This window comes from Pseudoxanthomonas yeongjuensis, from assembly GCF_010093345.1.
In the GTDB taxonomy this organism is placed as follows: domain Bacteria; phylum Pseudomonadota; class Gammaproteobacteria; order Xanthomonadales; family Xanthomonadaceae; genus Pseudoxanthomonas_A; species Pseudoxanthomonas_A yeongjuensis.
The window spans coordinates 541778-554409 of the sequence record NZ_PDWT01000002.1; the positions used below are offsets into that span (position 1 = coordinate 541778).

Annotated in this window: 12 protein-coding genes; 5 read left to right on the forward strand and 7 right to left on the reverse strand. The window is 65.2% G+C overall.

Annotated elements, in window-relative coordinates:
* Positions 1–5 precede the first annotated feature (5 nt).
* The 6 genes from accC to CSC74_RS09485 all read right to left on the reverse strand — a co-directional run bounded on the left by accC (position 6) and on the right by CSC74_RS09485 (position 6115).
* A complete protein-coding gene (gene accC, locus CSC74_RS09460) occupies positions 6–1373 on the reverse strand; it encodes an acetyl-CoA carboxylase biotin carboxylase subunit (protein WP_162314186.1) in 1368 nt (455 codons plus the stop codon).
* Positions 1374–1382: 9 nt separating this feature from the next.
* Positions 1383–1862 (reverse strand): acetyl-CoA carboxylase biotin carboxyl carrier protein, encoded by a 480-nt coding sequence (gene accB / locus CSC74_RS09465; RefSeq protein ID WP_162314187.1) that lies wholly within the window; start codon positions 1860–1862, stop codon positions 1383–1385.
* A 119-nt stretch (positions 1863–1981) separates the two neighbouring features.
* Positions 1982–2434 (reverse strand): type II 3-dehydroquinate dehydratase, encoded by a 453-nt coding sequence (aroQ, locus tag CSC74_RS09470; protein WP_162314188.1) that lies wholly within the window; start codon positions 2432–2434, stop codon positions 1982–1984.
* 243 nt (positions 2435–2677) lie between these two features.
* Complete coding sequence (locus CSC74_RS09475; protein WP_162314189.1) at positions 2678–3277, reverse strand: TlpA family protein disulfide reductase; 600 nt, start codon at positions 3275–3277, stop codon at positions 2678–2680.
* On the reverse strand, positions 3274–5580 hold the full coding sequence (locus CSC74_RS09480) for a protein-disulfide reductase DsbD family protein (RefSeq protein WP_162314190.1): 2307 nt from the start codon (positions 5578–5580) through the stop codon (positions 3274–3276). The genes CSC74_RS09475 and CSC74_RS09480 overlap by 4 nt, the downstream gene beginning before the upstream one ends.
* Positions 5581–5686: 106 nt before the next feature.
* Positions 5687–6115 (reverse strand): helix-turn-helix transcriptional regulator, encoded by a 429-nt coding sequence (locus tag CSC74_RS09485; RefSeq protein ID WP_162314191.1) that lies wholly within the window; start codon positions 6113–6115, stop codon positions 5687–5689.
* Positions 6116–6636: 521 nt separating this feature from the next.
* Here CSC74_RS09485 and groES point away from each other — a divergent pair.
* Together groES and groL are read left to right on the forward strand one after the other, a co-directional pair.
* Positions 6637–6927 (forward strand): co-chaperone GroES, encoded by a 291-nt coding sequence (groES, locus tag CSC74_RS09490; protein ID WP_162314192.1) that lies wholly within the window; start codon positions 6637–6639, stop codon positions 6925–6927.
* A gap of 123 nt (positions 6928–7050) precedes the next feature.
* Positions 7051–8697 (forward strand): chaperonin GroEL, encoded by a 1647-nt coding sequence (gene groL / locus CSC74_RS09495; protein WP_162314193.1) that lies wholly within the window; start codon positions 7051–7053, stop codon positions 8695–8697.
* Positions 8698–9193: 496 nt separating this feature from the next.
* Here groL and CSC74_RS09500 read toward each other — a convergent pair whose 3' ends face one another.
* Complete coding sequence (locus CSC74_RS09500) at positions 9194–9634, reverse strand: hypothetical protein (RefSeq protein ID WP_211369602.1); 441 nt, start codon at positions 9632–9634, stop codon at positions 9194–9196.
* Here CSC74_RS09500 and CSC74_RS09505 point away from each other — a divergent pair.
* From CSC74_RS09505 to CSC74_RS09515, 3 genes are read left to right on the forward strand one after another with little or no spacing between them, the layout of a single operon-like run.
* Positions 9627–9935: a hypothetical protein gene (locus CSC74_RS09505; protein ID WP_162314195.1), complete on the forward strand. Its 309-nt coding sequence runs from the start codon at positions 9627–9629 to the stop codon at positions 9933–9935. The two genes, CSC74_RS09500 and CSC74_RS09505, sit on opposite strands and share 8 nt — an antisense overlap.
* Positions 9932–10357 carry a hypothetical protein gene (locus CSC74_RS09510; RefSeq protein WP_162314196.1) on the forward strand — a complete coding sequence of 142 codons (426 nt, stop codon included), beginning with the start codon at positions 9932–9934 and terminating at the stop codon, positions 10355–10357. The genes CSC74_RS09505 and CSC74_RS09510 overlap by 4 nt, the downstream gene beginning before the upstream one ends.
* Before the next feature lie 60 nt (positions 10358–10417).
* Complete coding sequence (locus CSC74_RS09515; protein WP_162314197.1) at positions 10418–12598, forward strand: translocation/assembly module TamB domain-containing protein; 2181 nt, start codon at positions 10418–10420, stop codon at positions 12596–12598.
* Positions 12599–12632: the final 34 nt, after the last annotated feature.

Here is a 12632-nt window from a genome sequence, read left to right on the forward strand (position 1 = left end):
CCCGGTTACACCAGCGCGATCGACTTGCTCTTGCGCTCCGCCAGCCGCTTTTCCAGGTAATGGATGTTCTGCCCGCCGGCCTGGAAGCCCTGGTCGCGCATGATCGACTGCTGCAACGGGATATTGGTCTTGATCCCGTCCACGACCATCTCGCTCAGGGCCACGCGCATGCGGGCGATGGCGGTGTCGCGGTCGGGACCGTGCACGATCAGCTTGCCGATCATAGAGTCGTAGTTCGGCGGCACGCGATAACCGGTGTAGATGTGGGTGTCCACGCGCACGCCCGGGCCACCCGGCGGATAGAAGCCGGTGATCGTGCCGGGGCTGGGCGCGAACGTGTCCGGATCCTCGGCGTTGATCCGGCACTCGATCGCGTGGCCGCGCAGGACGATGTCGGACTGCCTGATAGACAGCTTCTCGCCGCCGGCGATGCGCAATTGCTCGCAGACCAGGTCGATGCCGGTGATGCGTTCGGTGACCGGATGCTCCACCTGGATGCGGGTGTTCATTTCGATGAAATAGAAGCGGCCGTTCTCGTACAGGAATTCGAAGGTGCCGGCACCGCGATAGCCGATGCGCAGGCACGCATCCACGCAGACCTTGCCGATCTCGTTGCGCTGTTCCTCGCTGATGCCGGGCGCGGGCGCTTCCTCGACCACCTTCTGGTGGCGGCGCTGCATCGAGCAATCGCGTTCGCCCAGGTGGATCGCGCCGCCCTGGCCGTCGGCCAGCACCTGGATCTCCACATGGCGCGGATTCTCCAGGAATTTCTCCATGTACACCTGGTCGTTGCTGAAAGCGGCCTTGGCCTCGGCCTTGGTCGTGCTGATGGCGCTGTGCAGCGTGCCTTCGGCATGGACCACGCGCATGCCGCGCCCGCCGCCGCCGCCGGCGGCCTTGATGATCACCGGATAGCCGATCTCGCGCGCGATCTTGGTGTTGGTGACGATGTCGTCGTCCAGCGGGCCGCCGGAGCCGGGCACGCAGGGCACGCCCGCGGCTTTCATCGCCCGGATCGCTTCGACCTTGTCGCCCATCAGGCGGATGGTGTTGGCCTTGGGGCCGATGAAGACGAAGCCGGATTGCTCCACGCGTTCGGCGAAGTCCGCGTTCTCGCTGAGGAAGCCGTAGCCCGGATGGATCGCCTGGGCGTCGGTCACCTCGGCCGCGGCGATGATCGCCGGCACGTTCAAATAACTTTCGCTGGAAGGCGCCGGGCCGATGCATACCGATTCGTCGGCCATCGCCACGTGCTTGAGGTTGCGGTCGACCGTGGAATGCACCGCGACCGTGCGGATGCCCAGCGTGTGGCAGGCGCGCAGGATGCGCAGCGCGATTTCGCCACGGTTCGCTATCACTACTTTGTCGAGCATGGCCGCGCCTCAGCCGATCACGAACAGCGGCTGATCGAATTCCACCGGCGAGCCGCTTTCGGTCAGCACCGCCAGGATGGTGCCGGACACGTCGGCTTCGATCGGATTGAACATCTTCATCGCCTCGATGATGGCCAGGGTCTCGCCAGCCTTGACCGTCTGGCCGACAGTGACGAACGCGGGCTTGTCCGGCGAGGGCGAGGTGTAGAACGTACCGACCATCGGCGCGCGCATGACGTGGCCTTCGGGCTGGTCGTTGCCGGCCGGCTTGGCGCTGCCGCCGGTCGAGGATTCGGTGGGCGAGGCCATCGGCATCGGTGCGGCCGCGCGCTGCTCGGGTGCGGCTGCGTACATCTGCGGCTGCGGGGCGTAGCTGCCCTTGGGCACGCGAGCCAGGCGCACGCTTTCCTCGCCTTCCTTGATCTCGATTTCGGCGAGGTTGGATTCTTCCAGCAGGTCGATGAGTTTCTTGATCTTGCGCAGGTCCATGGTGGCCTCGGGAGTGTGTCTAATGGAATGGATGAGGAGCGAGCGGAGAGGAGTGAGGAGTGAGCGGAGAGGAGTGAGGAATGAGGAGTGAGGAGAAGCGATTCGCCGTTCCTCACTCCTCACTCCTCTCCGCTCGCTCCTAGCTTCTTGATCGCCGCTTCCATCGCGTAGCGGTAGCTGTCCGCGCCGAAGCCGCAGACCACGCCCACGGCCAGGTCGCTGAGGTAGCTGTGGTGGCGGAACGGTTCGCGACTGTGCGGGTTGGACAGGTGGATTTCGATGAACGGGAGGGCCACCGCCGCCAGGGCGTCGCGCAGGGCGACCGAGGTATGGGTGAAGGCGGCGGGATTGATCAGCAGGAAGGCGGTGCCGTCGTTGCGCGCGGCCTGGACCCGGTCGACGAGTTCGTGTTCGGCATTGGACTGCAGGCTCTCGAACTGATGCCCCGCGCCCGCGGCCTGCGCGGCCAGGGCGGCGTCGATCTCGGCCAGGGTGGTGCGGCCGTAGACTTCAGGCTCGCGGCTGCCCAGCAGGTTGAGATTGGGGCCATGCAGGGCCAGCAGTTTTGCCATCGAACGCTCCAGCGGAAGCGGCGCAGTCTGCGTGAAGACGTCAATGCTGTCCAGTTCGCAGAAGTTACTGTCGTTTTAAGCACGCATTTGAAAATGGACAGTTGACGCCCAGGGTGGCGACGTGGGAGCGGCGTCCCGCCGCGAGCTCTTGATCTTGTGTCCTTCCCGGTTCCGGCGCGATCTAAAGTCAAAGCCGAAAAGCTCGCGGCGGGACGCCGCTCCTACATTCCCGCTTATCCGAGTTCAGCGCAATTCCACCCAGCCATTGATCTCGCCGTGTTCAAACGGCCCGATCTTCTGCTTGAGGATCCTGCCGTCGGCACCGACCAGCACCGAATACGGCAGCACGCCCTTGCGGTTGCCCAGCCACACGCTGGCGTCGGCGGGGCCGGGCGTATCGACCAGGATCGGATAGGCCACCGGCACCCGGCCGAGGAATCCGTGGATGTTCTCCGGCGTATCCAGCGCCAGCCCGAGCACCTGCACGCCTTGCTTGCCCTGGGAGCGGGCATAGCGGTCCAGCTCCGGCATTTCCTCGATGCACGGCCCGCACCAGCTGGCCCAGACATTGATCAGCAGGGGTCGGCCCGCGTACGCGCCGGGCAGCGACTGCATTTGTCCCTGCAGGTTCGCGAGCTCGAGCGGCGGCATCGGTTCGCCTGGTTTGGCCGGCTTCACTCCGGGCGGCGGTTCCGGTGCGGTGGCGTCGATTGCCGTCTGCAAGGCCCGCTGGCCGGCGTCGCTACGCAGCAGCGGACTGCCGCCGAACCAGAGGCTGGCCAGCGCGCCAAGCACGCCGGCCGCCAGCGCCGCGGCCAGCAAGTGGAGGTTGCGAAACTTCATCGTTTGGCGCGGGCCAGTGCGTCGGCCACGATCTGCTGGGTCAGTACGGTCGGCAGCACCTCACCTTCGCCGCCATCGTTGGGGAAGACCACGTACAGCGGCACCCCGACCGCCTTGTGGGCTTCCAGGAATTCACTGATCGCCGGGTCGACATTGGTCCAGTCGCCCTGCATGAACACGGCGTCGGCCTGGGTCATCGCCGCGCGGAACCGCTCGCCGTTCAACACGGTTTTCTCGTTGGCCTTGCAGGTCACGCACCAGTCGGCGGTCATGTCGACGAAGACCACCCGGCCTTCGCTACGCAAGGCCGCGAGCTTCGCCGCCGAATACGGCACTACATCGGCGGTCGCCGTCGGGTTGGCGGTTTCGCGTTGCAGGCGGTGCACCAGCGCCAGCGGCGCCAGCGAAGCGAGCAGCAACGCCACCGCCAGCGCACGACGCAGCGGTGCGGCTTGCAGGCGCAGGCGCTGGTACCACCACAACCCGAGCGCCAGCAGCACCAGCCCGACCAGGGCCAGCGCGATCGCATCCACCCCGCGTTGCTTGCCCAGCACCCACAGCAGCCAGACCGCGGTCAGATACATGGGGAAAGCGAGGAAATGCTTCAGCGTTTCCATCCACGCGCCGGGTTTCGGCAGGCGTTGCGCCAGCCCGGGGATGAAGCCGATCAGCAGGAACGGCAAGGCCAGGCCCAGGCCGAGGAACGCGAACAGCAGCAAGGCGACCGGCGTTGAGGCAGTGAAAGCGAAAGCCAGCGCCGCGCCCATGAACGGCGCCGTGCAGGGACTGGCGATCACCACCGCCAGCACGCCGGTGAAGAAGTCGCCGGCCGGGCCGCTGCGTCCGGTCAGTTCATGGCCGGCACCTGCGAATCGATGGCCGAGGGCGAATACCCCCGACAGGCTCAGTCCCACCGCGAACATCAGATAGACCAGTGCCCCGATCACCAGCGGCTGCTGCAACTGGAAGCCCCAGCCCAGGGCCTGGCCCGCCGCGCGCAAGCCGATCGCAAGAGCGCCCAGGGCGATGAAACTCAGCAGCACCCCGGCCGTGTACCAGAGCGCGCTGCGGCGCGCATGCCCGCCACCGCGTCCGCCGTCGGCCAGCGACAAGGCCTTCAGCGACAACACCGGCAGCACGCACGGCATCAGGTTGAGGATCAGTCCGCCGGCCAGGGCCAGCAGCAGCGCGACGAACACGCCGGTCGGTGCGCTGGCCGCATTGGCCTTGCGCAGCACGTCGGCGGGCGGAGTGGTGCGGGCGACCTGCCCGGCGGCGACCGTCCCGACGACGACATCGGCATCGGTGGCGGGTGAAGTCGCATTGGCATCGGCCGTGGGCAGAGGCGCGATCAGTTCGGGTGCGCGCGCTTCCCCCGTCGTCGCGGCCGCAGTGATGTTGCCCTCCGGGATCGCCAGCTTCACTGCGCGGGTCATCGGCGGATAGCAGATGCCGTCCTTCTGGCAGCCCTGGAAGGTCACCTTGAGCGTGGCCTCGGCGGCATCGCCATGGCTGCGGATCAGCGGCACCGGCACTTCGGCCTGGCTGAAATAGACCACGACGTCGCCGAAGTGCTCGTCGCGATGGGCGCTGCCCTTGGGCCAGCGCGGGCGATCCAGGCCGATGCCTTTCGCGCCCTCGAGCTTCATGGTGGTGCGATCGCGGTAAAGGTAATAACCGGGGGCCGGGGTCAGGCGCAGCAGCAACTGGTTGCCGTCGTAGGCGATGGCTTCGAAGGCGAAAGCCTGTTCCTGTGGCAGCGGCAGGGCCTCGATCGCGCCGCTGGCCGGAGTTTGCGGGCCGAACAGCGGCAGGCCGCCGGTATTGGCCGGGCCGAAGCTGTTGGGCAAACCGTTACTGGTTCCGGCCGCAGGCAATTTCACCACCAACTTGCGGGTCTGCGGCGGGTAGCAGATGCCTGCATCCGCGCAGCCCTGGTATTTGACCTTCAGGGTGACGCTGTCGGCGTCGGCGGACGCCTTCCCGGCGAGCACTCCGGTGAGGTCGTCGTGGTAGGTCTCCACGTCGCCGAAGAATTCATCGTGGTGGGCCTTGCCCTTGGGCAGTTGCAGCTTGCCGGCCTGGAAACCGGGGCCCTCCACCTGCACGTCGATCCGGTGGCGGTACAGGTAATAGCCATCGGCGACCTTCCACAGCACCTCGATGCGGTCGCGGGTGGGCGCGCTGGCAGTGAGCACGAAGGCCTGGTCCACTGGCAGCAGGTCTTCTTCGCTGATCGCCTGGGCGGGATGCGCGACAAGCGCGAGCACGAACAGGGCCAACAGGCGTTGCAGCAAGGTCATCGGGTTACTTTCCTCAGCGATCTGCACGGGGCGGTCCGGGTCCGGGCGGGGGACCATGGGTGCCGGGTCGGACTTCGACCGTCGGCACGTCGTGCAGTTCACAAGGTTAACCGCTGACGATGACTCCTGGCTTGGAAACCATGCCGCGGCGGCCATTGGCACGGCCTACCCGCTGGGCAGCGAGTTCCTCCATCACCTCCAGCAGCGACAGCCGGGTACGCAGCGGTGCGGCCCTGAAGGCTTCGACCAGGCGGAATTCCAGCGGATCCTCGATCAGCAAGGCTTCGGCGGTGGCGATCGAATCCAGCTGCATGTCCTTGGACAAGGGCATTTCGCCGCGACCGGTGGCCAGCCACTCGAACTGGGTGCCGGCCACCAAGGCGATTTCACGCAGGTGGGAAACGCTCGGATTCTTGCCCAACGGGGCTTCCCAGTGGCTGACCGCACTGCGTTGCACGCCTACCGCCTGCGCCAACTGGTTCTGGGACATGCCTGCCGCACGCCGGGCCAGTCGAATCCTTTCCTGTTGGGTCATCGCCGCTCCCGGGCTTGGCTGCTTCGCAACCGCACCTTACTTAAGCTATGGGGCCAAAGGGTAGCTTTATGTTACCAATAGTATCTAGGTGAACAAAAATAGACATCATATGTCTGCTTTTGGTGGCTGCTTCCATACTGTTTCTCGCGCGGATAGCAAAAATGGATTCCAGGTGACCGAAGGTCACTTTTTCCCACGGGCTTTTGCCTCGTCAACGCTCTCCTGGAGTGCTATCTCTACGGCCGCTGGCAGGAGGCCGGCTTCGACAAGGAGTCGGCGGGGGGAGAGGCTCGGGTGAGGTAACGCCAAGCAGGGACACGACACCATCTCCATAAGAGCGCGCATGCCCCTGTCATGTGCGCTCTTTTTTTTGTGCCCTTGAAACGTCCCCGCGAGCGCCCCATCTGTCCAGGATCCCGGCGTTGCCGGGTTTTTGTCCCTGCGAAGCTGGCACTCACCTGGTACGAGTGCTAACATCGCCGCCCCTTTCCCAGTGCAATCAATCACTTAAGAGGATTGAAATGAGCAATATCAAGCCGTTGTACGACCGCGTCGTCATCAAGCGGGTCGAAGAAGAGAAGTTGTCCGCTGGCGGCATCGTCATTCCGGACTCCGCCACCGAGAAGCCGATCAAGGGCAACGTCATCGCTGTCGGCGACGGCAAGGCCCTGGACAACGGCAGCGTCCGCGCGCCCAAGGTGAAGGTCGGCGACCAGGTCCTGTTCGGCAAGTACAGCGGCACGGAAGTGAAGCTGGACGGTACCGATTACCTGGTGGTGAAGGAAGACGACATCTTCGCGATCCTCGGCTGATCCTTTTTTGGTTTGTAGAGCCGAGCTTGCCCGGCTGCTCTTCGCCCCGCGCCAACGGCATCCGAGCAAGCTCGGATCTACGAACAGAAAACCTGTTACCCATCAATTTTCTGGAGTTCCAACATGTCCGCCAAAGAAATCCGTTTCGGTGAAGACGCACGCGCCCGCATGGTGCGCGGCGTCAACATCCTCGCCAATGCCGTCAAGGCAACCCTGGGCCCGAAGGGCCGTAATGTCGTGCTCGAGAAGAGCTACGGCGCCCCGACCATCACCAAGGACGGCGTCTCCGTCGCCAAGGAAATCGAACTGGCCGACAAGTTCGAGAACATGGGCGCGCAGATGGTCAAGGAAGTCGCTTCCAAGACCTCCGACAACGCCGGCGACGGCACCACCACCGCCACCGTGCTGGCCCAGGCGCTGATCCGCGAAGGTTCCAAGGCGGTCGCCGCCGGCATGAACCCGATGGACCTCAAGCGCGGCATCGACAAGGCCGTCGTGGCCGCCGTGGCCGAGCTGAAGAAGATCAGCAAGCCCACCGCCGACGACAAGGCCATCGCCCAGGTCGGCACCATTTCGGCCAACAGCGACGAGTCGATCGGCAACATCATCGCCGACGCGATGAAGAAGGTCGGCAAGGAAGGCGTGATCACCGTCGAGGAAGGCTCGGGCCTGGACAACGAACTCGACGTGGTCGAGGGTATGCAGTTCGACCGCGGCTACCTGTCGCCGTACTTCGTCAACAACCAGCAGTCGATGTCGGTCGACCTGGACGACCCGTTCATCCTGTTGTATGACAAGAAGATCTCCAACGTCCGCGACCTGCTGCCCGTGCTGGAAGGCGTGGCCAAGTCCGGCAAGCCGCTGCTGATCGTGGCTGAAGAAGTCGAAGGCGAAGCCCTGGCGACGCTGGTGGTCAACACCATCCGCGGCATCGTCAAGGTCTGCGCCGTCAAGGCCCCTGGCTTCGGCGACCGTCGCAAGGCGATGCTGGAAGACATGGCCACCCTGACCGGCGGCGTGGTGATTTCCGAGGAAGTCGGCCTGTCGCTGGAGAAGGCGACGCTGCAGGACCTGGGCCGGGCCAAGAAGATCCAGGTGACCAAGGAAAACACCACCATCATCGACGGTGCCGGCGAATCCACCAACATCGAAGCCCGCATCAAGCAGATCAAGGCGCAGATCGAAGACACCTCTTCGGACTACGACCGCGAGAAGCTGCAGGAACGCGTGGCCAAGCTGGCCGGCGGCGTCGCGGTGATCAAGGTCGGCGCTTCGACCGAGATCGAGATGAAGGAAAAGAAGGCCCGCGTCGAAGACGCCCTGCACGCGACCCGCGCCGCAGTGGAAGAAGGCGTGGTCCCGGGCGGTGGTGTCGCGTTGATCCGCGCGCTGCAGGCCATCGGTGACCTGAAGGGCATCAACGAAGACCAGAACCACGGTATCAACATCGCCAAGCGCGCGATGGAAGCGCCGTTGCGCGAGATCGTCACCAACTGCGGCGAAGAGCCGTCGGTGGTGTTGAACAACGTCGCTGCCGGCACCGGCAACTACGGTTACAACGCCGCGACCGGCGAATACGGCGACATGATCGCGTTCGGTATCCTGGATCCGACCAAGGTCACCCGCTCGGCGCTGCAGAACGCGGCTTCGATCGCCGGCCTGATGATCACCACCGAAGCGATGGTGGCTGAGGCTCCGAAGAAGGACGAGCCGGCTGCCGGTGGCGGCATGGGCGGCGGCATGGGTGGCATGGGCGGCATGGATTTCTGATTCGGCCCGCCAGTTACCCAACTGGTTGTTGAAGAAAACCCCGCAGCGATGCGGGGTTTTTCTTTGGATGTCGCATCGATCAACGGCCCAGCAGGCGCGTTGTTCCCGTGCAACTAGAAACTCGATCTGGCAATGACGAAAAGACGGATTCCCGCTCTCTCCGCGATGTCGCCGTGATACCGCCATGGGGCCGCCGCCCGACAGGCTCCGCGTTGCTGTCTGCCTGCTGACGGCAACCTGGGGAAGTCCGCATGCGATTGACGGATTTGCAGGCATGACGCTCCAGCGTCGCGTGATGGGCGCGCTGCTGGTGGCAGTCATCGTCCACTCGGCGCATTCCGTTCGCACCTGGCCTCGCGACTCGACACGTTCACCGTCGATGAGCCGCGGCATATCATTTCTGGCACGTCCTACGTACGCAGCGACGATTTCCGCCTGAATCCGCAACATCCGCCCCTGGCCAAGCTGCGAGTGGGGTTAGCGATGCCGCGCGATTTCAAACCGCGGCCGACGCCCGTGCTGAAGGAAAAACTGCAGGAACGCGATTAGATCGAGGAGACATGTTCTTCGACAACGACTGTGCACGCGCGCAATGCGATGCGCGCATCGCGTGTGGTCGTTGCACGGCCTGCTGCTGTTCGACCTGGGATTGTTGCTGTGGCGTGCATTCGGCCTGGCATGCGTGGCCGGAAGCCTGGTCCTCCTCGCCATCGAGCCCACCGTCGCGGCGCACCTGCCCGTGGTGATGGCCGATCCGCCGCTCGGCCACATTGCTGGTCGCTGCAGTGTGCGGCGGCCTGCTGGCGGCGGACTGACGCTGGCGCTGTGTCGCCGGTTTCGGACTCGCGATCGGGCTGGCGCCGGGCGCGGAGCATTCGGCCTTGCCGGGCATCGCGGTGATCGCGCTGTTGCCGGTGGGTGCGGTCGTCATGGCCATCAGCGAAAAGCGTGTGCGGGAATACCACAACGAACCGGTCGGCGGCAGCGACGGCGCTTGGGAATATTTCGACAACGAGGGCCTGGACCTGGGCCAGCGCTTCGGCGAACTGCACGCCTTCCACGACCGCGTGGTCGAACCCGGCGGCGAACCGTTGTATTCCAATTGCAGGGTCGGCGAAGAACAGATGCGCGCGGCCAGGTTCAATTATCGCCGTCGCGTCGAGAGCCTGGACGACACCAATGTCGAAGGCATCTATGAGGGGTACTACATCCATACCCGTTCCGACCATCGGCCATGAGCATCGGCTGGGATCCGAAGGTCGTGTTCAAGGGCCTGCAGCCGGTGGCCCGGTTCGGATTCGTCGAAGTCTGGCATGGGCGCCAGGTATTGCCGCGCACGCGCGCCGGCAGCATGGGCGGCAAGGTTTTCGAATACGTCTACAAGGACAATGACGACGACTGGGGATTGGTGGCGCGACGATTGGAGGAAGCGGCGGAATATTTCCCGCAATCGGCCAGCACCGCCATCGAATTCGGCAACGCGTATGTGCGCATGGGCGATGGTCCTGCGGCGATCCGCGCTTTCAGGCGACCGCTCGACCAGGACAAGGCGCCGGTCGATGCGCGCATGCGCGAACAGATGCAGGCGCAGATCAGGCGGATCGAAGCCGGTGCGGATCTGTCGGCGATGAAGCCGTTGCGCAATCCGGAAATGGAGTAGCGACGGCAGGCATCGCCGCAGTCGTTGCCGGCCCGACGCGGCTTCGGGCATGCTGCTGCGATGAACCCTTCTTCTGGAACCAAGCGTCGCCTGTTGCGTTGGACAGGGTGGGCGCTGCTGGCGCTGGTCGTCCTGTACGCGCTTTACCTGCTGGCCGGCAACCTGTTCCTCAACACATCGCTTGGCCAAGCGGCGCTCAATCGCCAACCGGAAAAATTCCAGATGCGGTGGGCGCGCGGGTCGACCTGGTGGCCGGGCCGGGTGTCGCTGTCCGGGGTTGAGCTGGAGGGCCATGCGCGCCACACCCGATGGTCGATCCGCGCCGCTGGCGTCCGCGGCAGGATCGGATTGCTGCCGTTGCTGCGCAGGGAAGTGCACGTTCCCCATGTGTGGGTCGTCGATGCCACCGCTGCCGTCGACCAGGTCGATGCGGAACAACCTGCGCCGGTCCCGCGCCCGGGCGGCTGGACGCTGCGCTTCGACCGCATCGCCAGCGATACGATCCAGCGCGGCAGCTTCGGCAAGCTGTTGCTGGAGGGCAAGGGCAGCGCGGAATTCGGCTTCGTCAAGCAACTGCGTGGCGGACCGATGGAAGTGCTGCCCTCGACGGTGAAGTTCAGCGGCGCGCACTTGACCCAGGAGGGCCGGGAATACCTGCGCGACGGCAGGCTCGATGCCCGTTTCGCCATCGCCCGCCATACCCGCGCGCAGGCGCAGGGGTTGGACAAGCTGCGTTTGAGCGATATCGAACTGGAGTTGCAGGGCACGACCGCCGCATTGGCGGTGGCGCTGGACGCCAAGGGGCAAGGCACTTTCAAGACCGTGCCCGGCCAGGGGCAGGCGAAGGCGGGCCTGAAATTTTCCCGCGGCGTGTTGGCGCCGGGTAGCCGGTTGCGCTGGCAGATGCCGCTGATCAGCACCGACCCCAAGGGCGTGACCCACACCGACCATGTGCAGGTCGCGTTGCAGGTCGATCGCGACATGGCGCTTACCGTGTACATGCCGCCGCAGGCGGATGGCGCGTTCGGCCTGGACGCGGATCTGCGGATCGCGGGCAACCAGGTTCCACTCAAGGATTTCGGCAGTGTGCTGCCGCGCACCTCTGGTCATGTGGCAGGCCAATGGCGGTTTTCCTCGTTGCGCTGGCTGGGGCGTTTCTTCACCAAGGCACCGTGGCTGACGCTGGATGGTGCGGGCGATGTCACTGCCGATGTGCAGGTGGCGAACGGCAAGGTCGCCGCCGGCAGCAAGTTCAGCGTGCCGGAGGTAGCCGTGGTGGCCGAGGTGATGAGCAATCGCATCGAGGGCCGCGGACGTGCTGACGGACGCTTCGACGCTGGCGCCAACGGTGGATTGCTTCCCACGTTGAACATCGTGCTCAGCCATTTCAACGTCGCCGCCAACGACAACCTGCATGCTCCCTACGTGCAAGGCAACGACCTGCATCTGGACGTGGCCGCGGGCGAAGACCTGGCCGCATTGCGCGATTCGCTGCGCGCGCATCTGACCTTCAGGGGTGCCCGCATCCCGGACCTGCGCATCTACAACCGCTATCTGCCCAGCCAGCACCTGCGCTTCGAGGGCGGCAGCGGCGTGCTGAGCGGCGACCTGCACCTGGATGCCCAGGGCGACATCGGCCGCGGCTGGATCCGGGTGAACGGACGCAAGGCGCGGATGCGCGTGGCCGGCATGACCCTGCGCGGAGACATCGACATCAACACGCGATTGCGGCGCGCCGACCTGGCCAACCGCAATTTCGCCGTCGACGGCAGCAGCATTGCCCTGGACAACATCAGCTTCAGCGAGCCCGGCGGCGAAACCCGCGGCGGCTGGTGGGCGCGCATCGACCTGCCGCGTGCGCGCATGGACTGGGACAAGCCGCTCGACATCGGCGGTACCGCCAGCGTGAGGATGAAGGATGTCGGCTTCCTGCTGTCGCTGTTTTCGCGGCAGAAGGAATATCCCAAATGGGTATTCAAGCTGATCGACGCCGGCCAGGCGCAGGTGCAGGGCAGGGTGCAGTGGCAACGCGACACCTTGGTGCTGGATCGCATCACCGCCAATAACGACCGCTTCGACCTGCAGGCGCGGCTGCGCCTTCGCGGACAACGACGCGATGGCAGCCTGTATGCGAAATGGGGCGTGTTGAGCATGGCGGTGCAGGCGGAGGGTCCGAAGAACCGGTTCCACCTGTTACGCGCCCGGCAGTGGTACGACGCACAACCGGAGCTGCGGCCGTAGAACTCTGCAAGGCGCGCGATCAAACGCGGCCCTC

Excerpts from the sequence above, each read along its gene's own strand:
- accC (WP_162314186.1), bottom strand. The coding sequence starts at position 1,373 with ATGCTCGACAAAGTAGTGATAGCGAACCGTGGCGAAATCGCGCTGCGC.
- accB (WP_162314187.1), bottom strand. The coding sequence starts at position 1,862 with ATGGACCTGCGCAAGATCAAGAAACTCATCGACCTGCTGGAAGAATCC.
- aroQ (WP_162314188.1), bottom strand. The coding sequence starts at position 2,434 with ATGGCAAAACTGCTGGCCCTGCATGGCCCCAATCTCAACCTGCTGGGC.
- CSC74_RS09475 (WP_162314189.1), bottom strand. The coding sequence starts at position 3,277 with ATGAAGTTTCGCAACCTCCACTTGCTGGCCGCGGCGCTGGCGGCCGGC.
- CSC74_RS09480 (WP_162314190.1), bottom strand. The coding sequence starts at position 5,580 with ATGACCTTGCTGCAACGCCTGTTGGCCCTGTTCGTGCTCGCGCTTGTC.
- CSC74_RS09485 (WP_162314191.1), bottom strand. The coding sequence starts at position 6,115 with ATGACCCAACAGGAAAGGATTCGACTGGCCCGGCGTGCGGCAGGCATG.
- groES (WP_162314192.1), top strand. The coding sequence starts at position 6,637 with ATGAGCAATATCAAGCCGTTGTACGACCGCGTCGTCATCAAGCGGGTC.
- groL (WP_162314193.1), top strand. The coding sequence starts at position 7,051 with ATGTCCGCCAAAGAAATCCGTTTCGGTGAAGACGCACGCGCCCGCATG.
- CSC74_RS09505 (WP_162314195.1), top strand. The coding sequence starts at position 9,627 with ATGGCCATCAGCGAAAAGCGTGTGCGGGAATACCACAACGAACCGGTC.
- CSC74_RS09500 (WP_211369602.1), bottom strand. The coding sequence starts at position 9,634 with ATGGCCATGACGACCGCACCCACCGGCAACAGCGCGATCACCGCGATG.
- CSC74_RS09510 (WP_162314196.1), top strand. The coding sequence starts at position 9,932 with ATGAGCATCGGCTGGGATCCGAAGGTCGTGTTCAAGGGCCTGCAGCCG.
- CSC74_RS09515 (WP_162314197.1), top strand. The coding sequence starts at position 10,418 with ATGAACCCTTCTTCTGGAACCAAGCGTCGCCTGTTGCGTTGGACAGGG.